Annotated in this window: 20 protein-coding genes, 2 tRNA genes and 1 pseudogene; 16 read left to right on the top strand and 7 right to left on the bottom strand. The window is 62.6% G+C overall.

Annotated elements, in window-relative coordinates; translation table 11 throughout:
* The first annotated feature begins 16 nt into the window (after positions 1 to 16).
* The 11 genes from DM992_RS14130 to DM992_RS14075 all read left to right on the top strand — a co-directional run bounded on the left by DM992_RS14130 (position 17) and on the right by DM992_RS14075 (position 11,115).
* Positions 17 to 370, top strand: coding sequence for a RidA family protein (locus DM992_RS14130; RefSeq protein ID WP_111017243.1), 354 nt, complete (start codon positions 17 to 19; stop codon positions 368 to 370).
* A gap of 59 nt (positions 371 to 429) precedes the next feature.
* Complete coding sequence (locus DM992_RS14125) at positions 430 to 2,661, top strand: bifunctional (p)ppGpp synthetase/guanosine-3',5'-bis(diphosphate) 3'-pyrophosphohydrolase (RefSeq protein ID WP_111017242.1); 2,232 nt, start codon at positions 430 to 432, stop codon at positions 2,659 to 2,661.
* Between the two features lie 85 nt (positions 2,662 to 2,746).
* Positions 2,747 to 2,823: transfer RNA gene (locus DM992_RS14120), tRNA-Val, on the top strand.
* 271 nt (positions 2,824 to 3,094) lie between these two features.
* Complete coding sequence (gene thrS / locus DM992_RS14110) at positions 3,095 to 5,002, top strand: threonine--tRNA ligase (RefSeq protein ID WP_111017241.1); 1,908 nt, start codon at positions 3,095 to 3,097, stop codon at positions 5,000 to 5,002.
* Between the two features lie 49 nt (positions 5,003 to 5,051).
* Positions 5,052 to 5,576: a translation initiation factor IF-3 gene (infC, locus tag DM992_RS14105; RefSeq protein WP_071734130.1), complete on the top strand. Its 525-nt coding sequence runs from the start codon at positions 5,052 to 5,054 to the stop codon at positions 5,574 to 5,576.
* 190 nt (positions 5,577 to 5,766) lie between these two features.
* Entirely contained in the window at positions 5,767 to 5,964 is a 198-nt protein-coding gene (rpmI, locus tag DM992_RS14100) for a 50S ribosomal protein L35 (protein ID WP_004191477.1), read from the top strand.
* Positions 5,965 to 5,994: 30 nt separating this feature from the next.
* On the top strand, positions 5,995 to 6,354 hold the full coding sequence (rplT, locus tag DM992_RS14095; protein ID WP_004192938.1) for a 50S ribosomal protein L20: 360 nt from the start codon (positions 5,995 to 5,997) through the stop codon (positions 6,352 to 6,354).
* Positions 6,355 to 6,637: 283 nt separating this feature from the next.
* Entirely contained in the window at positions 6,638 to 7,651 is a 1,014-nt protein-coding gene (gene pheS / locus DM992_RS14090; RefSeq protein ID WP_162631676.1) for a phenylalanine--tRNA ligase subunit alpha, read from the top strand.
* 96 nt (positions 7,652 to 7,747) lie between these two features.
* Positions 7,748 to 10,177, top strand: a complete 2,430-nt coding sequence (gene pheT / locus DM992_RS14085; RefSeq protein ID WP_111017240.1) for a phenylalanine--tRNA ligase subunit beta — start codon at positions 7,748 to 7,750, stop codon at positions 10,175 to 10,177.
* Positions 10,178 to 10,249: 72 nt separating this feature from the next.
* Positions 10,250 to 10,636 (top strand): integration host factor subunit alpha, encoded by a 387-nt coding sequence (locus tag DM992_RS14080; protein ID WP_006486093.1) that lies wholly within the window; start codon positions 10,250 to 10,252, stop codon positions 10,634 to 10,636.
* Between the two features lie 62 nt (positions 10,637 to 10,698).
* Positions 10,699 to 11,115 carry a MerR family transcriptional regulator gene (locus DM992_RS14075; RefSeq protein WP_111017239.1) on the top strand — a complete coding sequence of 139 codons (417 nt, stop codon included), beginning with the start codon at positions 10,699 to 10,701 and terminating at the stop codon, positions 11,113 to 11,115.
* 81 nt (positions 11,116 to 11,196) lie between these two features.
* Here DM992_RS14075 and DM992_RS14070 read toward each other — a convergent pair whose 3' ends face one another.
* On the bottom strand, positions 11,197 to 13,407 hold the full coding sequence (locus DM992_RS14070) for a hypothetical protein (protein ID WP_111017932.1): 2,211 nt from the start codon (positions 13,405 to 13,407) through the stop codon (positions 11,197 to 11,199).
* Positions 13,408 to 13,756: 349 nt separating this feature from the next.
* Positions 13,757 to 13,948: pseudogene (locus DM992_RS14060) on the bottom strand (tyrosine-protein phosphatase); the annotation flags it as partial.
* Between the two features lie 94 nt (positions 13,949 to 14,042).
* On the opposite strand from DM992_RS14060, the gene DM992_RS14055 reads away from it, so the two are divergent.
* Entirely contained in the window at positions 14,043 to 14,756 is a 714-nt protein-coding gene (locus DM992_RS14055) for a methyltransferase domain-containing protein (RefSeq protein WP_111017238.1), read from the top strand.
* A gap of 160 nt (positions 14,757 to 14,916) precedes the next feature.
* Positions 14,917 to 14,993, top strand: a tRNA-Pro gene (locus DM992_RS14050).
* Positions 14,994 to 15,218: 225 nt separating this feature from the next.
* On the opposite strand, the gene DM992_RS14045 is transcribed toward DM992_RS14050, so the two are convergent.
* Together DM992_RS14045 and DM992_RS14040 are read right to left on the bottom strand one after the other, a co-directional pair.
* A complete protein-coding gene (locus DM992_RS14045) occupies positions 15,219 to 15,704 on the bottom strand; it encodes a hypothetical protein (protein WP_111017931.1) in 486 nt (161 codons plus the stop codon).
* Between the two features lie 122 nt (positions 15,705 to 15,826).
* Complete coding sequence (locus DM992_RS14040) at positions 15,827 to 16,201, bottom strand: hypothetical protein (RefSeq protein ID WP_111017237.1); 375 nt, start codon at positions 16,199 to 16,201, stop codon at positions 15,827 to 15,829.
* 142 nt (positions 16,202 to 16,343) lie between these two features.
* Between DM992_RS14040 and DM992_RS14035 the strand changes: the two genes are divergently transcribed.
* The 3 genes from DM992_RS14035 to DM992_RS14025 all read left to right on the top strand — a co-directional run bounded on the left by DM992_RS14035 (position 16,344) and on the right by DM992_RS14025 (position 18,922).
* Positions 16,344 to 16,685 carry a helix-turn-helix transcriptional regulator gene (locus DM992_RS14035; RefSeq protein ID WP_111017236.1) on the top strand — a complete coding sequence of 114 codons (342 nt, stop codon included), beginning with the start codon at positions 16,344 to 16,346 and terminating at the stop codon, positions 16,683 to 16,685.
* Positions 16,686 to 17,746: 1,061 nt separating this feature from the next.
* The gene (locus DM992_RS14030) at positions 17,747 to 18,208 is read left to right on the top strand and encodes a hypothetical protein (RefSeq protein WP_080938721.1); all 462 of its coding nucleotides are present in this window, start codon (positions 17,747 to 17,749) and stop codon (positions 18,206 to 18,208) included.
* 9 nt (positions 18,209 to 18,217) lie between these two features.
* Positions 18,218 to 18,922 carry a protein mobD gene (locus tag DM992_RS14025; RefSeq protein WP_111017235.1) on the top strand — a complete coding sequence of 235 codons (705 nt, stop codon included), beginning with the start codon at positions 18,218 to 18,220 and terminating at the stop codon, positions 18,920 to 18,922.
* Between the two features lie 213 nt (positions 18,923 to 19,135).
* On the opposite strand, the gene DM992_RS14020 is transcribed toward DM992_RS14025, so the two are convergent.
* From DM992_RS14020 to arsA, 3 genes are all read right to left on the bottom strand, one after another.
* Positions 19,136 to 19,969, bottom strand: a complete 834-nt coding sequence (locus DM992_RS14020; protein WP_111017234.1) for a DUF932 domain-containing protein — start codon at positions 19,967 to 19,969, stop codon at positions 19,136 to 19,138.
* A gap of 657 nt (positions 19,970 to 20,626) precedes the next feature.
* Positions 20,627 to 20,866 carry an FAD-dependent oxidoreductase gene (locus tag DM992_RS42720; RefSeq protein WP_239511285.1) on the bottom strand — a complete coding sequence of 80 codons (240 nt, stop codon included), beginning with the start codon at positions 20,864 to 20,866 and terminating at the stop codon, positions 20,627 to 20,629.
* A gap of 81 nt (positions 20,867 to 20,947) precedes the next feature.
* Positions 20,948 to 22,711, bottom strand: a complete 1,764-nt coding sequence (gene arsA / locus DM992_RS14010; RefSeq protein ID WP_111017233.1) for an arsenical pump-driving ATPase — start codon at positions 22,709 to 22,711, stop codon at positions 20,948 to 20,950.
* Positions 22,712 to 22,720: the final 9 nt, after the last annotated feature.

Here is a 22,720-nt window from a genome sequence, read left to right as displayed (position 1 = left end):
ACGACCGGAACATTCCATGGCAGTCATTCGTCATCACGTCGGGGCCCGTCTCTCCGAAACCGCGATCCATAACGGTACCGTGTATCTGGCCGGCCAGATCGCCGAAGACACCGCGCAGGACATCAGGGGCCAGACGCGCGAAGTGCTCGGCCACATCGACCGCCTGCTCGCCGAAGCGAACAGCGACAAGGCGCATCTGCTGTCGGTACAGATCTACATCTCGGATCTGGCGAACTTCGAAGGCATGAATGCGGAGTGGGACGCATGGGTCGCGCCGGGCAACACGCCGCCGCGCGCCACCGTCGAGGCGAAGCTCGCGGATCCGGCGCTGCTCGTCGAGATCGTGGTCGTCGCCGCGCAGCGGAGCTGAGCGGGGCAGAGTAGAGCTGAGCATCAACAGACGATGACCGCATTCCGTCAGGCCGTGCAATGACCGAGTCCGTTTCCACTTCTCCCGTCGCGGCACCGTCGTTCGACGACGTGCTCGCGTTCGTGCGCGAGCGGGCCGGCGACGCACGGCTGTCGTCCGGCGAACTGCTCGCCGATCACTCGGCGGGCACGGCGTCGATCATGCGCACGCTGAACGTCGATCCGTCCGCGATGCAGGCCGCCGCACTGTTCGTACTGACGCCGCACCTGAACGACCCGGAGCGCGAGCTCACCGAACGTTTCGGCGACGAAGTGGCGCGACTCGTGTCGGACGTGCGCAAGCTGTTGCGGCTCGGCACCGTCAGCCTGCGCGCCCAGAACGCGGTGCCCGACGCCGGGCGCGACGCGGCGGAAGAGCGGCGCACGCAGATCGAGGCGCTGCGCAAGATGCTGCTCGCGTTTGCGCAGGACATCCGCGTGGTGCTGATCCGGCTCGCATCGCGGTTGCAGTCGCTGCGCTACTACGCGGCCGCGAAGATCGACCCGCCGCCCGACGTCGCGCGCGAGACGCTCGAGATCTATGCGCCGCTCGCGAACCGCCTCGGGATCTGGCAGCTGAAGTGGGAGCTCGAGGATCTCGCGTTCCGCTTCGAAGACCCCGTCACCTACAAGCGGATCGCGAAGCTGCTCGACGAGAAGCGCATCGAACGCGAGGCGTACGTCACGCAGGCGATCGGTCGGCTGCAGCACGAGCTGGCGGACGCGCACATCCAGGCCGACGTGAGCGGCCGGCCGAAGCATATCTACAGCATCTGGCGCAAGATGCGCGGCAAGGAGCTCGATTTCGCCGAGCTGTACGACGTGCGCGCGTTTCGCGTGATCGTGCCCGACATCAAGGATTGCTACGCGGTGCTCGGCATCGTGCATCACCTGTGGCAGCCGGTGCCGAAGGAGTTCGACGACTACATCTCGCGGCCGAAGCCGAACGGCTACAAGTCGCTGCATACGGTCGTGATCGGCGATGACGGCCGTGCGTTCGAAGTGCAGATCCGCACGCAAGAGATGCACCGCTTCGCGGAATACGGCGTTGCCGCGCACTGGCGCTACAAGGAGGCCGGCGCGCGCGGCTACGGCGGCCAGTTCTCGGCGAGCGACAAGTACGACGAGAAGATCGCGTGGCTGCGTCAGTTGCTCGCATGGAAGGACGATGTCGAGGACGGCCCGGGGGTATCGGGCGACCAGGCGTGGGCGCAATTGCGCGAGACGTCGCTCGACGACGACCACATCTACGTGCTGACGCCGCAGGCGCGCGTGATCGCGCTGCCGCAGGGCGCGACGCCGGTCGATTTCGCGTACCACCTGCACAGCGAGCTCGGTCATCGTTGCCGCGGCGCGCGCGTCGACGGCGTGATGGTGCCGCTGAACACGCCGCTCGCGAACGGCCAGACGGTCGAGATCGTCGCGGTCAAGGAGGGCGGGCCGTCGCGCGACTGGCTGAACCTGCAGCTCGGTTACCTGAAGAGTTCGCGCGCGCGCCAGAAGGTGCGGGCGTGGTTCAACTCGATCGAGCAGGAAGAAAATGTTTCGCATGGCCGGGCGCTCGTCGAAAAGACGCTGCAGCGCGAGGGCAAGACGTCGGTCAACCTGGACAACCTCGCCGCGAAGCTCGGCTTCAAGTCGCCCGAGGAGTTGTTCTCGGTCGTCGGCAAGGAAGAGTTCAGCCTGCGCAACGTCGAGCATGCGCTGTCGGATGCGCCGCCGCCCGAGCCGGCGCCCGAGGCGCCCGCCGATTTCGAGAAGCGCAGCAGCGGCGCGAGCGTTGCGCACGGTGCGTCGACCGGCGTGCTGGTGGTGGGCGTCGACGCGCTGCTGACCCAGCTCGCGCGTTGCTGCCGGCCGGCACCGCCCGATCCGATCAGCGGCTTCGTCACGCGCGGCAAGGGGATGTCGATCCATCGGAGCGACTGCCCGACGTTTCGCCGGATGGTCGAGCGCGCGCCGGAGCGCGTGCTGCAGACGACCTGGTCGGCCGACGTGCTGGGCGGGCGCGGCGCGTCCGTCTATCCGGTCGACCTGATGATCGAGGCGAGCGACCGGCAAGGGTTGCTGCGCGACATCTCCGAAGTGTTCGCACGCGAAAAGATCAACGTGGTGGGCGTGAAGACGCAGAGTCGCCGCAATGCGGCATTCATGCAGTTCACGGTCGAGGTGTCGAACTCGGCGCAAGTCCAGCGCGCCTGCACGCTGCTCGGTGAGGTGCAGGGCGTCGTGCGGGCCGGTCGCAAGGCATGATGGGGTTGGAACACCGTTATTTTGCTGCGACCGCATAAAAACGCTTGCCAAACCGATAGCAGCTCCATATAATTTCAGCTTCTCTAGGCTCGTAGCTCAGCTGGTTAGAGCACCACCTTGACATGGTGGGGGTCGTTGGTTCGAGTCCAATCGAGCCTACCAACGAATTGAGAATGCCCGGTCTTCGGGTGTTCGATGCAGTAAATAGCTCAACGCGAACAAGGCGAATACGGTTATGACACCGCGAACGTTGACCGAAATCACTTCGGAGCGACGCTAGTCGAGGAACGTTTTCGCCCTTTCAGTTTGAGTGAAGTATCGAATGCGGCCCCTCGAAAGCGGGGCCGCATTTTTTTTGTCGCGAAAATTCCGCGCGTGACTTTTACATCGCGTGCCTGGTCTGCCGCCCACTGTCGGCATCACGGAGATTGCTATGGTTTCGATACGCTTGCCTGACGGCTCAGTTCGACAATACGAGCATCCGGTGACAGTTGCCGAGGTCGCAGCCTCGATCGGTCCCGGCCTTGCGAAGGCTGCGCTTGGTGGCAAGCTCGACGGCGAACTCGTCGATACGTCCGCGGTGATCGACCGCGACGCGTCGCTCGCCATCGTCACGGACAAGGATGCCGACGGCCTCGACATCATCCGTCACTCGACGGCGCACTTGCTCGCGTACGCGGTGAAGGACCTGTATCCGGATGCGCAGGTGACGATCGGCCCCGTGATCGACAACGGTTTCTATTACGACTTCTCGTATAACCGTCCGTTTACGCCGGAAGATCTCGAAAAGATCGAAAAGCGCATGCAGGAGCTCGTGAAGAAGGACGAGCCCGTGACGCGCCGTGTCGTGTCGCGCGACGAGGCTGCGGGTTACTTCCGCAGCCTCGGCGAGAAGTACAAGGCCGAGATCATCGAGTCGATTCCGCAGAACGACGAAATCAAACTGTATTCGCACGGCGGCTTCACCGATCTGTGCCGCGGCCCTCACGTGCCGTCGACCGGCAAGCTGAAGGTCTTCAAGCTGATGAAGGTCGCAGGCGCGTACTGGCGCGGCGATTCGAAGAACGAGCAGCTGCAGCGCATCTACGGCACGGCCTGGACGAAGAAGGAAGACCAGGATCAGTACCTGCACATGCTCGAGGAAGCGGAAAAACGCGACCACCGCAAGCTCGGCAAGCAGCTCGACCTGTTCCACATGCAGGAAGAATCGCCGGGCATGGTGTTCTGGCATCCGAAGGGCTGGGCGCTGTGGCAGCAGGTCGAGCAGTACATGCGCCGCCGCGTGAACGAAGCCGGCTACCTCGAGATCAAGACGCCGATGATCATGGATCGCTCGCTGTGGGAGGCGTCGGGCCACTGGCAGAACTATCGCGAGAACATGTTCACGACGGAGTCGGAGAAGCGCGACTACGCGATCAAGCCGATGAACTGCCCGGGGCACGTGCAGGTGTTCAAGCACGGCTTGCGTTCGTACCGCGACCTGCCGCTGCGCTACGCGGAATTCGGCTCGTGCCACCGCAACGAGGCGTCGGGCGCGCTGCATGGCCTGATGCGCGTGCGCGGCTTCGTGCAGGACGATGCGCACATCTTCTGTACGGAAGACCAGATCATTGCCGAGTCGATCGCGTTCAACAGGCTCGCGATGAGCGTGTATGGCGATTTCGGCTTCGACCACATCGACATCAAGCTGTCGCTGCGTCCGGAGCAGCGCATGGGTTCCGACGAAACGTGGGACCGTGCCGAGCAGGGCCTGCGTGAAGCGCTGACGGCGTGCGGCCTCCAGTGGGAAGAGCTGCCGGGCGAGGGTGCGTTCTACGGTCCGAAGATCGAGTACCACATCAAGGACGCGCTCGGCCGTTCGTGGCAGTGCGGCACGCTGCAGCTCGACATGATGCTGCCGGAACGCCTCGGCGCCGAGTACGTGGCGGAAGACAACAGCCGTCGCCGGCCCGTGATGCTGCACCGTGCGATCGTCGGTTCGATGGAGCGATTCCTCGGCATTTTGATCGAGCACCACGCTGGTGCAATGCCGGTCTGGCTCGCGCCGATGCAGGCTGTTGTGCTCAATATTGCCGAAAGTCAGGTCGAATATGCACAATCTCTGGCCCAATCGTTGCAAAAACAAGGGGTTAGAGTGACGGCCGATTTGCGCAACGAGAAGATTAGCTATAAAATACGCGAGCACACGCTGGAAAAGGTGCCTTATCTCCTCGTCGTGGGCGATAAGGAGCGTGATGCGCAAACGGTAGCCGTGCGTGCCCGTGGCGGCGTCGATCTTGGCGTGATGCCGGTCGATGCCTTCGTTGAGCGTCTGCAGGAAGACCTGCGCTCGTTCAAGTAACCGCCCTGGCAGCGCGGCTCGTTTTTTTAATTTTTAGAGGAAACGTAACATCGCTACTGATAAGTCGTCGCATCGCATCAACGGTGAAATCACTGCGCCGGAAGTGCGTCTGGTCGGGATCGAGAACGAACCGCTCGGTATCGTAAAACTCGCTGATGCTTTCCGTAAATCGGAAGAACTGGATGTTGACCTGGTGGAAATCGCGCCGCAAGCGGTTCCCCCGGTTTGCCGTCTGATGGATTACGGCAAGTTCAAGTACCAGGAATCGAAGAAGCAGCACGAAGCGAAGCTGAAGCAGAAGGTCATCCAGGTCAAGGAAGTCAAGTTCCGCCCGGGTACCGATGACGGGGATTACAACGTCAAGCTCCGCAATCTCGTGCGCTTCCTCGAAGAGGGCGACAAGACGAAGATCACGTTGCGTTTCCGCGGTCGCGAAATGGCTCACCAGGAAATCGGTATGCGGATGCTTGAGCGTCTGCGCACGGATCTCGAGGAAGTCGGCCAGGTCGAGCAGATGCCGAAGATGGAAGGGCGCCAGATGATCATGGTGCTCTCGCCGAAGAAAAAGAAGTAACGGGCTCGCGCGCTTCGCGCGCAGGTTCGGAAGTGGTTCGGCGCGTTGCCCGGTCAGGGCGGCGCGCCAACAATGACGGCGGCTGCGCAAGCGGTACGCCGTACACAAGTGGACTGGGTTTCGAAGGGCGGGTCAAGGGCGCAAGCCAACCGCACACCCATCGCCATCTAATAAACTGGAGTTATTCGTCATGCCTAAGATGAAGACCAAGAAGAGCGCTGCAAAGCGCTTCGTGGTGCGTCCGGGCGGTACCGTCAAGCGCGGTCAAGCCTTCAAGCGCCACATCCTGACCAAGAAAACCACGAAGAACAAGCGCCATCTGCGCGGCGCAACGGCAGTTCATGATTCCGATCTGAACTCCGTCCGCGCGATGCTCCCGTTCGCGTAACCCCTCAATCGATACTCTAAGGAGAGAAACATGCCTCGAGTCAAACGTGGGGTAACCGCACGGGCCCGCCACAAGAAGATCATCAACCTGGCCAAGGGTTATCGCGGCCGCCGCAATAACGTCTACCGCATCGCCAAGCAGGCGGTGATGCGCGCTGGCCAGTACGCGTACCGCGATCGCCGCAACAAGAAGCGTGTGTTCCGCGCACTGTGGATCACGCGTATCAACGCGGCAGTTCGCCAGCACGACATGACCTACAGCGTGTTCATCAACGGCCTGAAGAAGGCGTCGATCGAACTCGACCGTAAGGTGCTGGCCGACATGGCGGTGTTCGACAAGGCTGCTTTTGCTGCGATCGTCAAGCAGGTGAAAGCCGCCGTTGCAGCCTAATTGCGAAATTAGCACTGCGTGGTTAGTTGCAGCGACGATCCGGTAGTCTCGGCCGCTGCAGCGAAAACGGGGCTCTTCCGAGCCCCTTTTTTTATCGGCCCTCGCTGGGTCGCCCCAAGAGGGCCGATCGCCCCCTCGGGGGGGCAGCGAACGTGTCGATCCGGAGTTGGCGCCTTTGGCGCTTACTCCGGTCCCATGCAGAGCCAGAGAGCGTGGGGGCCGTTTTTTGTTGACGGGCGATTTCGCTCGCCAAGACCGAATGACGTTGGAAATGATGGGATCTATGGATCTGGACCAGATTGTCGCCGACGCGCAGCAGTCCTTCGAACAGGCTGCCGACATCACCACGCTCGAAAACGAGAAAGCACGATTTCTCGGCAAGTCGGGTGCGCTGACCGAGTTGCTGAAGGGCCTCGGCAAGCTCGATCCCGAAGCACGCAAGACCGAAGGCGCACGCATCAACGTCGTGAAGCAGCAGGTTGAAGCCGCGTTGACCGCACGTCGCCAGGCACTCGCCGACGAGCTGCTGAACCAGCGCCTCGCCGCCGAGGCGATCGACGTGACGTTGCCGGGTCGCGGCGCCGGTGCAGGCAGCCTGCACCCCGTGATGCGCACCTGGGAGCGCGTCGAACAGATTTTCCGCTCGATCGGTTTCGACGTGGCCGACGGTCCCGAAATCGAGACCGACTGGTACAACTTCACGTCGCTGAACAGCCCGGAGAACCATCCGGCGCGTTCGATGCAGGACACCTTCTATGTCGAAGGCAAGGACGCCGACGGCCGCCAGCTGCTGCTGCGCACGCACACGAGCCCGATGCAGGTGCGTTACGCGCGCATGAACCGTCCGCCGATCAAGGTGATCGCGCCGGGCCGCACGTATCGCGTCGACAGCGATGCGACCCACTCGCCGATGTTCAATCAGGTCGAGGGGCTGTGGATCGACGAAAACATCAGTTTCGCCGACCTCAAGGGCGTCTATACCGACTTCCTGAAAAAATTCTTCGAGCGCGACGACATCCTCGTGCGCTTCCGTCCGTCGTATTTCCCGTTCACGGAACCGTCGGCCGAAATCGACATGATGTTCGAGCAAGGCAAGAACGCGGGCAAGTGGCTCGAGATCTCCGGCTCGGGGCAGGTGCATCCGACCGTGATTCGCAACATGGGCCTCGATCCCGAGCGTTACATCGGCTTCGCGTTCGGCAGCGGCCTCGAGCGCCTGACGATGCTGCGCTACGGTGTCCAGGATCTCCGGCTGTTCTTCGAGAACGACCTGCGTTTCCTGCGCCAGTTCGCATAACGCCGCTCGCCGCGCCGACCTGTGCCCGAGCACGCCCCGACGGACGATCCGATGGGGCCCGGGCGTCGATCTAACCTGTTTCGAACGTAGACATCCATGCAATTCCCTGAATCCTGGTTGAGAACCTTTGTCGACCCGCAGCTCACGACCGACGAACTGTCGCACGCGCTGACGATGGCGGGGCTCGAAGTCGAATCGCTGAGCAAGGCTGCGCCGCCGACGTCGAAGATCGTCGTCGGCCGCGTGCTCGAAGTCGTCAAGCATCCGGATGCGGACAAGCTCAATGTCTGCCAGGTCGACGCCGGCACCGGCGCGACGCTGAACATCGTCTGCGGCGCGCCGAACGTGGCGCCCGGCATCAAGGTGCCGGTCGCGCTGGTCGGCGCAGAATTGCCGCCGGCGGAAGAGGGCGGCAAGCCGTTCGCGATCAAGCTGTCGAAGCTGCGCGGCGTGGAGAGCCAGGGGATGCTGTGCTCGGCGCGCGAGCTGAAGCTGTCCGAGGATCACAGCGGCCTGCTGATCCTGCCGGAAGACACGCCGGTCGGTCAGGACATCCGCGAGACGCTCAATCTCGACGACACGATCTTTGAAATCAAGCTGACGCCGAACAAGGCCGACTGCCTGTCCGTGTTCGGCATCGCGCGCGAGACGGCCGCGATCACCGGCGCGCCGCTGACGCCGGTCGACATCCGCCCGGTGCGCGTCGAGCTCGACGAAACGCTGCCGGTGCGCATTGCCGCTCCCGATCTGTGCGGCCGCTTCTCTGGTCGCGTGATCCGCGGCGTGAACGCGCATGCGAAGACGCCGCAGTGGATGGTCGAGCGCCTCGAGCGTTCGGGCCAGCGCAGCGTGTCCGCGCTCGTCGACATCTCGAACTACGTGATGTTCGAGCTCGGCCGCCCGTCGCACGTGTTCGATCTCGACAAAATCCACGGCGGCATCGAGGTGCGCTGGGGCAAGCGCGGCGAATCGCTGAAGCTGCTCAATGGCAACACGGTCGAACTCGACGAAACGGTCGGTGTGATTTCGGACGACCGCCAGGTCGAAAGCCTGGCCGGCATCATGGGCGGCGACAGCACGGCCGTCACGCTCGACACGACCAACATCTACCTGGAAGCCGCGTTCTGGTGGCCGGACAGCATCCGTGGCCGTGCACGCAAGTACAACTTCTCGACCGATGCGGCCCATCGCTTCGAGCGCGGCGTCGATTACGCGACGACCGTCGAGCACGTCGAGCGCATCACGCAGCTGATTCTCGAGATCTGCGGCGGCAAGGCCGGCCCGGTCGACGATCAATCCGTGAACCTGCCGCAGCGCGCGCCGGTGAAGATGCGCGTGTCGCGCGCGAACCGCATCATCGGTGTGAAGATCGGCGCCGACGAAATCGCCAGCATCTTCACGCGCCTCGGCCTGCCGTTCGAGCGCGAAGACGACGCGTTCCTCGTGACGCCGCCGTCGCACCGCTTCGACATCGAGATCGAGGAAGACCTGATCGAGGAAGTGGCGCGTATCTACGGCTTCGAGAAGATCCCCGCACGTCCGCCGGTCGCGACGAGCGAAATGCGTGCGACCAACGAGACGCGGCGCTCGATCCACGATATCCGTCATGCGCTCGCCGCGCGCGACTATGCGGAAACCGTCAACTTCAGCTTCGTCGATGCGGAGTGGGAGCACGATTTCGCAGGCAACGACAACCCGATCCGGCTGCTGAACCCGATCGCGAGCCAGCTTTCGGTGATGCGCACGACGTTGTTCGGCAGCCTGATCGCCGTGCTGCGCCACAACCTGAACCGGCGCGCCGATCGCGTGCGCGTGTTCGAGTCGGGCCGCGTGTTCCTCGCCGATCCGTCGGTGAAGGCCGGCGAGCTGGCCGTCGAAGGTCATGCGCAGCCGAAGCGTGTCGGTGCGCTTGCGTACGGTCCGGCACTCGACGAGCAGTGGGGCGCAGCGACCCGCGCGGTCGATTTCTTCGACGTGAAGGGCGATCTCGAGGCACTGCTCGCGCCCGCGGCCGCGCGTTTCGTGAAGGCAGAGCATCCGGCCCTCCATCCGGGCCGCAGCGCGCGGATCGAGGTCGATGGCCGCGCGGTCGGCTGGATCGGCGAGCTGCACCCGCGCCTGATGCAGAAGTACGAGCTGCCGCACGCGCCGGTGATGTTCGAGATCGATGCGGACGCGCTGATTGCGCGTGCGCTGCCCGCGCCGACCGACGTGTCGAAATTCCCGCCGGTACGTCGCGATATCGCCGTTGTCGTCGATCAGGCGGTCGAGGTTCAGGCACTTTTCGACGAAATGAAGAAGGCGCTTGCCGAAGAAGCCTGCCGATTCGTTCAGAAGGTTGTACTCTTCGACGAATTTCGTGCAAAATCAAATACTTCCGGTGGTCTTGCCGCGCACGAGAAGAGCCTTGCCTTCCGCGTGACGCTGCAGGACGCGGCTGGCACGCTACAGGACGAGGTCGTCGATCAGGCGATCCAGACGCTGGTCGAGCGGATGGCTCGTGCCGGTGCGCGCCTGCGCGGCTAAGGAGAGGGTCCGCCCGCTTGCGGGCGGCTTTTTCCCATCGTAAGTTTTGATTCAACGCGCTGTATGGCAGATATGAACGACATGACCTCGAGTGAATTCGAAGCCCTCCTGACGGCGCAACGCAGCGCCATGAACCGCGACGCTTCGGCGCCGGCGTCTACCGAGACGCCCACGCTGACGAAGGCGGAGCTGGCGGAGCTGCTGTTCGACAGTGTCGGGCTGAACAAGCGTGAAGCGAAGGACATGGTCGAGGCGTTTTTCGAGGTGATCCGCGACGCGCTTGAAAACGGCGAAAGCGTCAAGCTGTCGGGGTTCGGCAATTTCCAGCTGCGCGACAAGCCGCAGCGTCCGGGCCGCAATCCGAAGACGGGCGAGGCGATTCCGATCGCGGCCCGCCGGGTGGTAACCTTCCACGCGAGCCAGAAGCTGAAGGCGCTGGTCGAAAACGGCGCGGAGTAACGCCCCGCGCGCTGACGTCTCCGCGCGGCCGCCGCGCACCCTTTACCGACGGTTAACCGACGATGACCACCACGGTTGAGAAAGTCGTTTTGCCTCCGATTCCCGCGAAGCGCTACTTCACGATCGGCGAAGTCAGCGAACTGTGCGGGGTCAAGCCGCATGTGCTGCGTTATTGGGAACAGGAATTCACTCAGCTGCGGCCGGTGAAGCGGCGCGGCAATCGTCGGTATTACCAGCATCACGAAGTGCTGCTGATCCGGCGGATTCGCGAGTTGCTGTACGAGCAGGGGTTCACGATCAACGGTGCACGCAACCGGCTCGATTCGCCGAGCGGCGGGCGGGCCGCAGCGGAACCGGTCGAATCCGCCGAGGTGCAGGCCGTCGACGCGCGCGTGCCCGGCAAGCCGGGCGCAACCGTCGACGTCATCGCGTTGCGGCAGGCGCTGCTCGACGTGATCGACGGACTGAAGCACGACTGAAGCGCGAAGTACGAAGGACGAAATGAAAAGCCCGGTCGGCGAAGCGCCACCGGGCTTTTTCACGCGCGTCGCGCACGCGGATCAGCGCGACGCGAGAGGATTCTTCTGCCCCATGTCGACGACCAGCGTGCCGTCCGGCAGCATTCTCACCGAGCCCTGCGCGACCTGGCTGCGATAGCCGTACAGGTCGAAACGCATCGGGCCGGCCTCGGCCGAATTCCGGATCAGCGCGCGCACGTTCAGTTCGAGCACGTTGAACATCTTCATGTCGCCGCCTTCCATCCACATGTAGCTCGGCGCATCGATCTGCGGCCGCTTCGGCGCGGGCGCGCTCGCCGCCCGCCGGAACGTGAGGCGCAGCCCGTCGCGCTCGACCGTTGCCTGCCGGAGCTTGCCGTTCAGCACCGGCGGCGGGAACACGGTGTACTGGTCGAGCACGAGCGTGTCGCCGCGCAGTTCCGCGCCGCGGCGCTGCAGCGGCGTCAGCGAAGCGAGCTCGATGCCGAGCGAACGCAGCAGCTTCGCCTGCGGAATGCCGAGCACCGACACCTCGGATGGCTTGAACGCGAGGTGCCGGTCGTCGAGTACCGCCAGCGAGCCCTTCATGTCGGTCGGCAGCCAGACGCCCGGCACGTGATTCCACAGCTTGATGCCGCCCTGGACGCGCAGGTTCTGGCCGTCCGCACTGAGCTGCAGGTCGTTCAGCGAACGCGGCGAGTAGTCGAGCAGGTAGTTGTTGAAGAGCGCGGACATTGCCTTCCACGACTCGACGACCGTGCCGCCGAGAATGCGGATGTCGTACTGGTTCGGATCGTCGAGGTCGACGGGCTCGCCGGGCCGCTTCGACACGAGTTCGACGTCGAGATCCTCGACATGGAAGCCGATATCGCCGGACAGGTTGAAGTCGACGTTGCGCAGATGGATCGTCGGGTTGCGGTTCGACACGTGCCGTTCGTTGAACGGCGTGGTCGACGTGCGCCGTATCGCCACCTTCTGCATGCCCGGTCGCGCCGTGTCCGCCGCGAGCGCGTACGCTTCCCAGTGCTGGCGCGCGTCGCGCAGCGCATTCTGCTGCGCGGCGAGGAAGCTGTCGTTCAGGCGTGCGGTCGCGCTGCCGAGCAGCGCGCCGCTGGCCGGCCCCGTGTACGAAGGCATGCGGATGGCCATCGCACCGCTTTCGTCGAAATTGAAGTAGCCGGCCGACACCTGGTCGCGATAGTGATACAGGTCGAACACGAAATTCTGGTCGCGCTTCGTCGAATCGACCGGACCGATCAGGATGTCCGCGTTCATCGGCATCGAACGCATGAACTTCACGTCGCCGCCGCGGATGTACATCGACTGCTGCGGCGCGTTCGCAGGCATCGCGAAGCCCGCGTGCGAACCGTCGTCGAGCGCGAGGTCGAGGCCGGCCGACGTCACGCGCAGCGCGGTCATCGTGAGCTTCAGGCGCGGCGGCGGCATCAGCTTGTCGACCGACATCACGAGATCGTCGCCGGCGAGCTGCGCGATCGGCGTCTGGACCTTGAGCAGGTCGGCCATCTTCACGTTGGCCGCGCGCATCACCGGCTGCGCGTTGATGCCCGACACGCGCACGCCGGTCGGGTGGAACACGAGCTGGCTGCCGTCGCGGATCGCGAGGGTGCCGGTCAGCGAGAACGGCACCCAGCCGTCGCGCTGCATTTCGCCCTGCAGGTGGATCACGCCGTCGCCGGCCGACACGGCGAGCTTGCGCAGCGGTGCGTTGCGGTAACCGAAGATATAGGTATTGAAGAGGGCGGTCAGCTTCGCGTTGTCGAGCGTGACCGTGCCTTCGTGCACGTCGATCTCGAAGCTGGTCGGATCGTCGAACACGATCGGCGCACCGGCCTGCGTCGGCACGAGCGTGGCCGACAACCGATGGATGAAGAAGCCGAGGTTGTTGACGATGCGGAAGTCGACGTCGCGCAGGAACGTCATCGCGCCGTTCTGGCCCGAGTCGCGCAGCGTGAACGGGCGCGGTTGCGTGAGGCCGATCGATGCGAGCGACGGCACGGTGCGCGCGATCTGCTGCTCGCGGGCGAGGCGTTCGGCTTTGGTGCGCTCGATCTTCGTCGACGCGACCGACGCGTTGCCGTCGCGCTGCGCGGACGATTCCGCACAACCGGTGCAGAGCAGCGCGAGCGCCAGCGCGCCGCAGCCGAACACGCGGGCTGTCTTGTGCGAGACCGGGGCGGCCGCGCGTCGCGGGCCGGAAATCCAGTCGAAAATTGCCAAAGGCGAGCGATGGCCGCGCCGGACCGCATTCCGCATCGTCTGTCTCCATGTCTTGTCGTGATCGACGGCGGCGCACGCCACCGCACGGCGCGAGCGTCGATGCCGTGCAGTGTGTCATAGCGCGCTAGAGCGGCGTTACCAAACAACGGGCGCCCGGGCGCGGCGGGCCGACGAGTTGCGGGACAATGGATTCGGGGTGGCGGGGCGGCCGGATCAAACGGTCGTTTGGTTTGTGCGGACCCTCGGCCGACGTGTTTTTCGACGAACGGGCGAACCCGCTGCCAGCCTTGGCCGGCGCGGGTTTTCAAAGGATTCGTGAAGCGGCAGACGATGTGGTCGAAGCAGGCGTGCGATCCGGCACCGTCGTGCTCGCCTGCGGGGCCGATCAGACCAGCATGCGCTGCCGGGTTGCGTTCAGCGTCGCCTGGTCGAGTTGCAGTCCGTTCACGATGTACGACGTCATCGAGCCGTACGACGCCTTGGTCAGCAGGTAGTCCGCGAAAATCGTTTGCCGGGAGAGGCCGAGGATCGTGTGCAGAATCGCGGTCGCCCAGCCGGTGCGATCCTTCCCGGCCGTGCGGCGTCGACAGGTGCGATTGGCGGCAACGGCGAGGTAAGATCAGCTTTATGGCTGTACGGATCAGAACACTTGGCCATCATGGGGAAGCGTCATGGATCTGAAGGAAGTCGACGTATTGGGTGCGGGTGTGGGCGATCACTGGTACTACGCGTCGAAGGCGAGCGCGATCCGTCGGTTCCTGGGCGCGCCGGGCGCGAACCGGATACTCGACGTCGGTGCAGGCTCCGGCTTCTTCTCGAAGCACTTGCTCGAACGCACGCAGGCGACGGAAGCGTGGTGTGTCGATACGAGCTACGCCGACGATACCGACGAAGAGACGGCCGGCAAGCCCATCCACTTTCGGCGGTCCGTCGAGCGATTCGATGCCGATCTCGTTCTGCTGATGGACGTGCTCGAGCATGTCGACGACGATGTCGGGCTGCTGGCGCAGTATGTGAAGGGGGCGCCTCCGGGCAGCCGGTTCCTGATCACGGTTCCCGCGTTCAAGTTCCTCTGGAGCGGCCATGACGATTTTCTCGAGCACAAGCGCAGGTATACGCTCGGCGGTCTCGAGGATGTGGTTCGTCGTGCGGGGCTCGACGTCGAGCGCGGCGCCTATTACTTCGGCCTCACGTTTCCGCTCGCGGCAGCGCTGCGGCTGGGCGAGCGGGCGCGTCGGCATCCGCGCGAGCCGGCGTCGCAATTGCGCCGGCACCATCCGTTCGTCAACGGCTTGCTCAAGACGATCTGTCGCGTCGAGTTGCCGATGTTCCGGTTCAACCGCGTTGCCGGCCTGACGGTCATCTGCGTTGCGCGCAAGCGGTGAATGCGATGCGGACGCCGTGCAGTGGGAGCGCAGATCGCGCCAGCATGCGCGGCTTCACTCGTATCGGCACCGGCACGCCAAAAAATTTCACAAGAACATTCACAAAATGCATGCGACCCGATTCTAAATCGGAAAAGTGTCTGTTATACTTTTCTTCTTTCGGGGCGTAGCGCAGCCTGGTAGCGTACCTGCATGGGGTGCAGGTGGTCGGAGGTTCAAATCCTCTCGCCCCGACCAGGAAAATCAAGGACTTACGGTGAAAGCCGTAAGTCCTTTTCCATTTGGGGCGGATTTTGCCCCCACATTTGCCCCCACACGTTGAGTGGTTCTCGCGGGAACGGCACGGACTTCCACCGAGCGAGGCGGCGTCCGATCGGTATTCCGGCTGTAGCGACGTCGCCCGCCCCCGCACAACTTGTGCAGCACTGTCGACGTTGCCGCTGTCGTAAAACTGATCACAAGTCACTCCAGCCTTTCTGCCTCAATTGAAAGGCGACCGACCGAGGTGCCACGTTGATTGTGACCGCTGTCGGAGGCCGCAGCCAAATGGACCCAGAAAATGAAATCGAAGCCTCTTTCCTCAAGGCGCTCGAACTGCGCCTCAGCTGCTGCAAGCTTCAGCAGGCATTGAGCTTGCCAATCCAGCCCCACCACGAACCATTTCCACGAATTGTTCCATCCGCGCCACAGGATGGCCCCGGCGCTGCAATGATCGTGTGCAAATTTCTGGATCCGTCGGTCGATTACTTTCGCATCGTCACGCGAAATGGATCCAGATACGCGGATTGCGACCGTGTTCGCTGCATCGTCACGCGTGAGATATACGTCTGCAATGCCGCCCAAGTGCCGACGAACGCTTTCGAGATGCTCGAGCTCCATATCTGTGTCCACTGGCATCGCGCCGCACAATACATATTCGCCCTTGTCTAGGGCATCTTCGATCTCCATGATCGTCACTCCGCTGATGTTTCGCCGGACAGGTTAAGCGACTGACTGGATGCTCCGGCGTGGGACAGGCGGCCAGCGACCATGCGACGGCGTGCTGCCGTGCTGGGCGTTCGGGAGAAAAGTCAGGAGTCGCCATGCGCCGTCGACGGGCAATGCTCTGGTGTGCGAGTCCAGATAATGGAATCTCGGGAGAGGTCGATATGCCGGTCTAGGCCGAGCGGCAAGAATGAAACGTCGCCGGCCCAATTCCTTGTGAAAATTGCAGCGGCGCTTGCGTGTTTCTGCGCAAAGTCGGCAAGCACTTTTTCCACCGCGAGCCATGCGTTCGGTAATAGTCCGCCTGTGAGGCAGATGACTAGACAGTGCGCAACTGTGTCGGTGGCAAAATAAACATCGACATTGACCTGTTCGGTCAACTTGCTGGCGAGGTTTTCGGCGTGTGCATGGCGAAAGTGGGCACCGACCGGTAGCGCGCCGCGGAGTATGTAGTTGGCCATGGTTTCCTCCGGACCGATTCGCCGCTTGTGCGAGCAGGCATGATGGGGCCCCGCTCAACAACGTGCGGTAACATCGAGAAGTCAAATGGTATGACGAGATTAGTACTCGTTTGTACCATTGTCAACGAACGAAATATGACAAATGGATGATTTCCAGACACGCCTCAAGCAGGAACGCAAGCGCATGCGCTTGACCCAGCCCGAATTTGCAGAGCTGGGCGGGGTCCACAAGCAGGCTCAGTTTCATTACGAGCGAGGGACGCGCCGACCGAATTCCGATTACCTCGTCGGACTGGCGTCTGCCGGCGTGGACGTGTACTACTTGCTTACCGGGAGGGTCGCGACGCTTGCATCGACTGTTGAGGAACAGCAGATCCTGACTAGATACAGGGCTCTCGACGCAGATCAGCGCATTGCAATGCTGGCGCTTATGGACACCATGGGGGGATCAACCCACCGTGTGAAAAAGAACGGTGATTCGTAGGGGAACTAAGAGGTCGGCACGTTCACGGATCGTACGATCTGACGATCGTGATCTGTAGACGAATTCGGGACGTCGTGTAGGGCCAATGTCTCTTCGGCTAGAAGAAGTCCCGTCAACGGCCCTGCCTAGAAACGATGACCGGCGTCTTCGACACAGCCAACCTTAACGGACAGCACTATGATGGCGACCGGCCTCATTAGATATGGACTGGCGGTATCACCTGCGATGGCCCGGACTCGATGTACTTCCTAGTGTGTGCTGCTCACCATTGACATATGTTGTCAGAAGGGTGATGCGGACTATTGCAGAGCCGAGGGCGCAGCCGGACAGTAGCCGAACTTCCACCGGTCGCGAAGCCGCGTTTCATCGCTCTAACGTCTATTCCGCGCAGTGCAGAGGTGCATGGCGCCCAGAACCGGCGCAAGCCTATCCTGCAGTCACTCATTTTTCATCTTGTATTCTCTGCCGAGCGTGACTTCCGTATGCGTGATGTGCAAGCTATGCGCATTCTGAAATTGCGTCCGTATAGTTGCCGTGTGCGGCGCGTTTGATGCAGCGGTGTCAAGAAGTGAGCCGGGCATACACGATCGCATGATCTCGAGCGCATCACGTGTAAACGCATGGTGAATGCCTGAAAGCATGTCTTGAGTGATTGGTGCGTCCGACGCACCGCGTCGGGTCGTGCCGGTGGTACCCGAGTTTGGTCCGCAGTGGCGCGGCGGTGAATGTCTGCGTAACGCCGGTGCACGCGTGTTGCGCTGGCGTTGAAAGGACCGGGCAGAAGAGGTGAATGCCGAGTGCGCGCCGGTGGCATCGAATGCGTTGTGGATTGCTATTCAGCGCGAATCGACGGGCAGCAGTGTTCACTGCAATTCGTGTCCATACGCGCGCGAATGAGAAGTCAGATGAGGCGTCTGACGAGAGCAAAAATATTTCTTTTTCCGTCATATTCCTATGCATTCCTCTACATTCTGTTTGCTTCGAAAACGACATAGAACGAGGGTTGACGGAGCGTAAACGCGTGCGCAAGATGCAGTGAAGGGTGTGCGTCGGAGGTCGTCATGTCGGTTGCCAGAAGATTTACTCGAGGACAGTGGGCAGCGTTCGGTCGTAGGCTGGATGCGCTGCCGGAAAAACCGAAAGACGCGCAACCTGTCAAGGTCGGGGACGGTGTCAAATCTATACAGACACAGATCGTGGCGGCGCGGGAGAAGGGATATACGTTGTATGAACTGATAGAGCAGGCCGCGCAAGACGGCATCGACGTGAATCTCAATTCGCTGAGATATGCGATGCGCCGTGCGGACGGAAAGGGAAGGGTTCGGCGAGGCAATCGAGACACGGCACGAGAGCAGGCGACAGCGCCTGCTCGAGGCAGGAAGTCAGCACGGGCCAATGCGTCACGCGACAACCCGCCGCGCACGGGATTGCAGCAGAAAGAGAACACGGGGACAACCAGGCCGGGGCAACAGGTACAGGGCTTTCTTGGATTTCCGATCAGCCCGGATACCGAGAACTTGTAGAGGTCTCACATGGCAAGGCAAAATCCCCCCATCTATATGGTTGGTGGTAGCAAGGGTGGTGTCGGCAAGAGTTTTGTGACGCTGGCACTGGTCGACTATCTGCAACGCACGGACATCAACGTCGTGCTGGTGGAGACGGACACGTCCAATCCTGATGTCATGAAGGCGGTCCATGCCGAAATCGAGTGCGCGTCATGTAATTTGGACGACGTCAGCGGCTGGATCGACTTTGTTAACTTCTGCGATACGCACCGGGACGCGATCGTTGTCGTCAACACGGCAGCCCGGAGTCAGGCGGGTGTCGAGCAGTACGGAGGAACGCTCGCTAGCGCGCTCGATGAGCTCGCCCGGCGTCTGGTCGTGTTGTGGGTCATCAACCGGCAACGCGATAGTCTCGAATTGCTGCTCAAGTTCGGCGCGACGTTCCCCAACGCAATCACGCATGTTGTGCGCAATGGCTACTTTGGTTCGCCAGATAAATTCACCCTTTATCGGGACTCGCAATTACGCAACGCCGTTGAAGCACAAGGCCAATCGTTGGATTTTCCCGACCTTGCGGATCGCGTCGCGGACGAGTTACGTAGCCAGCGCCTGTCGGTCGGGAAGGCGGCGCAAACGATGCATATTGGTGAGCGGGCGGAACTGCTGCGCTGGCGTGCGATATACGGCACGATGTTCGCCAAGCTGACAGATCATGTGCAATTGGCGCGGTGAGGTCGCCCGGTGCGCTCGCGCGCCTGTTACTCGAGGTCGGGACGTCCCGGTCGGTGAGAATATTCGGGAGCCGCGCAAACTTCGCCAACTACCGTTTGCTAGCAGTGATATGGCTTATATGACGGACTTAAGGAGAGCCTGTCAGGAAAAAATCGAATAGTTATCCTGACGGGATTGGTTTGAGTAGGGCGACGCGATGCCGCCCTACGGCACTTACACTTTCATTTGGCGCATGGCGTCGGCCAGCATCCATAGGGCGCGATTGAGCTTTACGTTCTGGTCGATTCCGGTAACGGGGCGTGTGGACATTGCACGCCCGGTGCGCGAGCGTCCATGCAGCCCGCCTTTCGTGAGATTTTCCTGCACCCGGTTAAACACCGTCCAGAGGTCGTCACGGCGATCCTCGAAACGGCGGGGAGCGAGCAACTGGCTTTCGGTGATCGGGGCAGGAGCCTCGGCATCGGTTGGATCGTAGCGCAGCGCGAGCGCGGAGCGGGCGAACGCATGCTGCTCGTCACGGTTCAGCGAAACGTCGCGCATGCCTTCCTTTTGTTCGCGAATCAGCTCGAAACCGTCGAGCACGTCGAACGCACCATTGATGACGTTCTGAATGATGTTTCCTTTGTGCGGCACGCGAATATCGGCGACGTTGTCGCCCGCAACCATGCCATTCTGGCAGACAAAGCGCAGCAAGCCGGCGAGCATCTGATAGCTACTCGTGCCGTCATGCGAGTTCAGCAACACGATTTCGTTGGCTTCGTCGCCGTTGATCTGCTCGGCGTGGCGAAGGCGAAGCATGTGCTTCGTGTAGTCGCGCTTGCCCTGATCGCGCACGCGCGTTTGGCAGATCATGAATGGCTGGAATCCTTCATTACGCAGGCCTCGCAATACGTCGATGGTCGGAATGTAGGTGTAGCGCTCCGAGCGACTTTCGTGCTTGCCGTCGCCGAAGATGGACGGTGCAACGCGGCGAATCTGGTCGTCTGAGAGGGGTGAGTCGGCCCGAAGCATCGGGGAACTGTAATGGAAAGAAGAAGCGAGTTGCATGGCAATCTCCACAGCAAAAAGGGTTGAACGGCGGGCTGTGGGATGACCGTGCCGCTCACGCGGAAAACGCTCCCGGTGGAACTCGGGATTGGCTTTTGCTTTTGCCTGACACCCTGTTTCCTGCCCGTGCGATCCAAGGAGCCGAGCGCTGGACGGTGTCAAGGAAGGAGGCGAGGGATGGTGCGGGCAACCCGGTCCCTCGCCCCTTGATGCCGTCCAGCGCTTGGCTACGGTCGCGGGACAGGGCAGGAAATAAGGTGCCAGGCGCAGGCCAAGGCAGGAGTTTCACGGGAAGAATGACGAAGCCCCGGTTATTCACAGTCTCTGGGGGCAACGCTGTGAACAACTTTCGCGGCCGGAGCGTAAGTGATTGAGGTGTCTTGGATCTCGGGGCGAACGGTGCAGTAAGCGTGAATCGGGTCAGGATTCGGGAATTCGATCGCCCAAGTTCACTTTCGCTCGGAATCACATAGGCATCGGAAGTTAGCCGCCCCGTATACTGGGGCCGACGTAAGGACATGGGGGTGGGTATGGGGCTTCAGTGGATCGAGTATCTGAAGCAGAGCGGCTGGATGGATCTGCTGAAAGTTGGCGGCGTCGCCGGCGTTGTGAGCTCGGTCGTCACGCTGAGTTGGAATGAATTGCGGGAGGCCAGGGTCAGCAGGCGCAAAGCACGGCATGTCGCGTTGACAGTGGCGCTCTCGCTGGAAAGCTATCGATCCACGCATCGTCTCGCTGATTGCCGCGAATCAGGTTGGCGCGCGATCGTGGTCGACACCTCGATCTTCGACGCATATCCAGCACGAGATAGTCGAGCCCCGCACGACACAGGAAGTAGGCGGTGGCAAGCCCGGCCTGGCCACCGCCGATGACTACAACTTCAAGGTCTGCAGGCATGCGCTTTCGTCCCATCTCCTGATTCGAATTCCGGCGGTCACGCGGCCCATTGAGCTTAAAAGCGGTGGGCGGTGCACTGCACTACTCGGTCGCCCGCGACTTAATCACGTGCTCGAGGCCAACTGGCCCGACCGGTGCCTCTGGGAGCCACGGAATGAGCGCGGTGCGCTGCGCCAGATCGTCCGCCACGCGGCGCACGAACGGCACCTCGTAAGTGCCCCGCTGGCACAGCATCGGGTCGGTCGTACCGCTCGCCAGCAACGACTGGTTGATGACCCACGCGTACGGCGTAATTCCCGCGCGCGCGAGGTCGGCGCTCAGCCGTTCCGCTTCGTGAACGGGCGTCGCTTCCGGCAACGTGACGATGAGAATCCGGCTGTAGTTCGGGTCGCGCAAACGCGGCAGCAACTGGCGGACCGACTCTGGCATGTCGCCCTGGGTGCGCATCACTTCGCGGTGATAGGCCTCTGCTGCGTCCAGCAGCAGAATGGTGTGCCCGGTCGGCGCGGTGTCCAGCACCACAAAGCCTGACTTGCCTTGATCGACCGTGCGCGCGAAAGCCCTGAAGACGGCGATTTCTTCCGTGCAGGGCGAGCGCAGATCTTCTTCGAGCATCGCCCGGCCGCCCGCATCGAGATGGGATGCCGCTTTGCCCAGCACTTCTTCGGTGTACTGCTGCACTTCGCGCACCGGGTCGATGCGAGTGACGCTCAGCCGAGGCACGACGCCATCGACGGTCGCGGCCACATGCGAGGCCGGGTCGGTGGTCGAGAGGATCACGTCGTGTCCGCGGCCCGCCAGCGCGACTGCGATTGCCGCCGCTACCGTGGTCTTGCCCACGCCGCCTTTGCCCATCGTCATGATCACGCCGTGGCTCGCCGCCGACAGCTCATCGACGAGGCCGCCCAGGTCCGGCGGCAAGATGGTTTCGGGCATCCGGCGTTCGGTCGGCATGCGCACACGCTCGGGATGCGCCATGTCGCGCAGCGCGTCCAGCCCGACCGTGCCGCGCGGCAGAAACGGAATGCGCGTCTGCGGTAAGCCAGCCAACTCGCACGGCATGTCGGCCAGCGCCTGTTGCGCGCGCTGCGCCATGGCGGTCGCAATCGCGTCGTCGGTGCGGTCTGTGGCAAAGAGGCCGTTGATCGCCAGCACCAGGTTGCGAATACCGAGTTCGGCCAGCTCGTGCCGCGTGCGATTCGCTTCGCGCAGTGCGGCGACTTCGGGCCGGCTCACCAGGACGACGGTCGTTTGCGCTGCGCTCGACAGGCGTTCGACGGTCGCCGCGTACAGCGCCTTCTGCTTTTCCAGTCCGGCTAACGGCCCGAGGCAGGAGGCACCGCCCGTCGACGACGAGATGAACTCGTTCCACGCCGAAGGCAAGGTCAGGAGGCGCAGCGTGTGCCCCGTCGGCGCCGTATCGAAAATTACGTGATCGAAATCGGCCGTCGCGGCCGGGTCGCCGAGCAGTTTGGAGAATTCATCAAAGGCCGCAATCTCGACCGTGCAGGCGCCGGAAAACTGCTCTTCCATATTGCGGATCGCCGCCGCGGGCAAGACGCCGCGATAGGGTCCGACCATTCTGTCCCGGTAGGCCTGCGCGGCCGCTTCGGGGTCGATATTCAACGCGAACAGGCCCGGCGCGGCGGGCACCGGCGTCGGCAACTGACTCAAGCCGACGCCGAGTACCTCGTCGAGATTGGAGGCCGGATCCGTGCTGACGATGAGCACCCGCTTGCCGGCATCTGCCATGGCGAGACCGGTGGCACAGGAAAGCGAAGTCTTGCCGACGCCGCCTTTTCCGGTGAAAAAGAGATTTCGGGTTTGCGTTTCAGGCAGGGACATGGTCGCTCT

The organism is Burkholderia sp. JP2-270 (genome assembly GCF_003233675.1).
Taxonomy (GTDB): Bacteria; Pseudomonadota; Gammaproteobacteria; order Burkholderiales; family Burkholderiaceae; genus Burkholderia; species Burkholderia pyrrocinia_C.
This window is presented reverse-complemented; position numbering and strand designations above follow the sequence as displayed.

What these genes read in the sequence shown, in the direction of transcription:
- DM992_RS14020 (WP_111017234.1), bottom strand. Translation starts at nt 19,969, where the DNA reads ATGCAACTCGCTTCTTCTTTCCATTACAGTTCCCCGATGCTTCGGGCC.
- DM992_RS14080 (WP_006486093.1), top strand. Translation starts at nt 10,250, where the DNA reads ATGAACGACATGACCTCGAGTGAATTCGAAGCCCTCCTGACGGCGCAA.
- DM992_RS14130 (WP_111017243.1), top strand. Translation starts at nt 17, where the DNA reads ATGGCAGTCATTCGTCATCACGTCGGGGCCCGTCTCTCCGAAACCGCG.
- DM992_RS14025 (WP_111017235.1), top strand. Translation starts at nt 18,218, where the DNA reads ATGGCAAGGCAAAATCCCCCCATCTATATGGTTGGTGGTAGCAAGGGT.
- DM992_RS14045 (WP_111017931.1), bottom strand. Translation starts at nt 15,704, where the DNA reads ATGGAGATCGAAGATGCCCTAGACAAGGGCGAATATGTATTGTGCGGC.
- DM992_RS42720 (WP_239511285.1), bottom strand. Translation starts at nt 20,866, where the DNA reads ATGCCTGCAGACCTTGAAGTTGTAGTCATCGGCGGTGGCCAGGCCGGG.
- rpmI (WP_004191477.1), top strand. Translation starts at nt 5,767, where the DNA reads ATGCCTAAGATGAAGACCAAGAAGAGCGCTGCAAAGCGCTTCGTGGTG.
- DM992_RS14075 (WP_111017239.1), top strand. Translation starts at nt 10,699, where the DNA reads ATGACCACCACGGTTGAGAAAGTCGTTTTGCCTCCGATTCCCGCGAAG.
- pheT (WP_111017240.1), top strand. Translation starts at nt 7,748, where the DNA reads ATGCAATTCCCTGAATCCTGGTTGAGAACCTTTGTCGACCCGCAGCTC.
- DM992_RS14070 (WP_111017932.1), bottom strand. Translation starts at nt 13,407, where the DNA reads ATGCGGAATGCGGTCCGGCGCGGCCATCGCTCGCCTTTGGCAATTTTC.
- DM992_RS14040 (WP_111017237.1), bottom strand. Translation starts at nt 16,201, where the DNA reads ATGGCCAACTACATACTCCGCGGCGCGCTACCGGTCGGTGCCCACTTT.
- DM992_RS14055 (WP_111017238.1), top strand. Translation starts at nt 14,043, where the DNA reads ATGGATCTGAAGGAAGTCGACGTATTGGGTGCGGGTGTGGGCGATCAC.
- DM992_RS14030 (WP_080938721.1), top strand. Translation starts at nt 17,747, where the DNA reads ATGTCGGTTGCCAGAAGATTTACTCGAGGACAGTGGGCAGCGTTCGGT.
- thrS (WP_111017241.1), top strand. Translation starts at nt 3,095, where the DNA reads ATGGTTTCGATACGCTTGCCTGACGGCTCAGTTCGACAATACGAGCAT.
- DM992_RS14125 (WP_111017242.1), top strand. Translation starts at nt 430, where the DNA reads ATGACCGAGTCCGTTTCCACTTCTCCCGTCGCGGCACCGTCGTTCGAC.
- arsA (WP_111017233.1), bottom strand. Translation starts at nt 22,711, where the DNA reads ATGTCCCTGCCTGAAACGCAAACCCGAAATCTCTTTTTCACCGGAAAA.
- rplT (WP_004192938.1), top strand. Translation starts at nt 5,995, where the DNA reads ATGCCTCGAGTCAAACGTGGGGTAACCGCACGGGCCCGCCACAAGAAG.
- pheS (WP_162631676.1), top strand. Translation starts at nt 6,638, where the DNA reads ATGGATCTGGACCAGATTGTCGCCGACGCGCAGCAGTCCTTCGAACAG.
- DM992_RS14035 (WP_111017236.1), top strand. Translation starts at nt 16,344, where the DNA reads ATGGATGATTTCCAGACACGCCTCAAGCAGGAACGCAAGCGCATGCGC.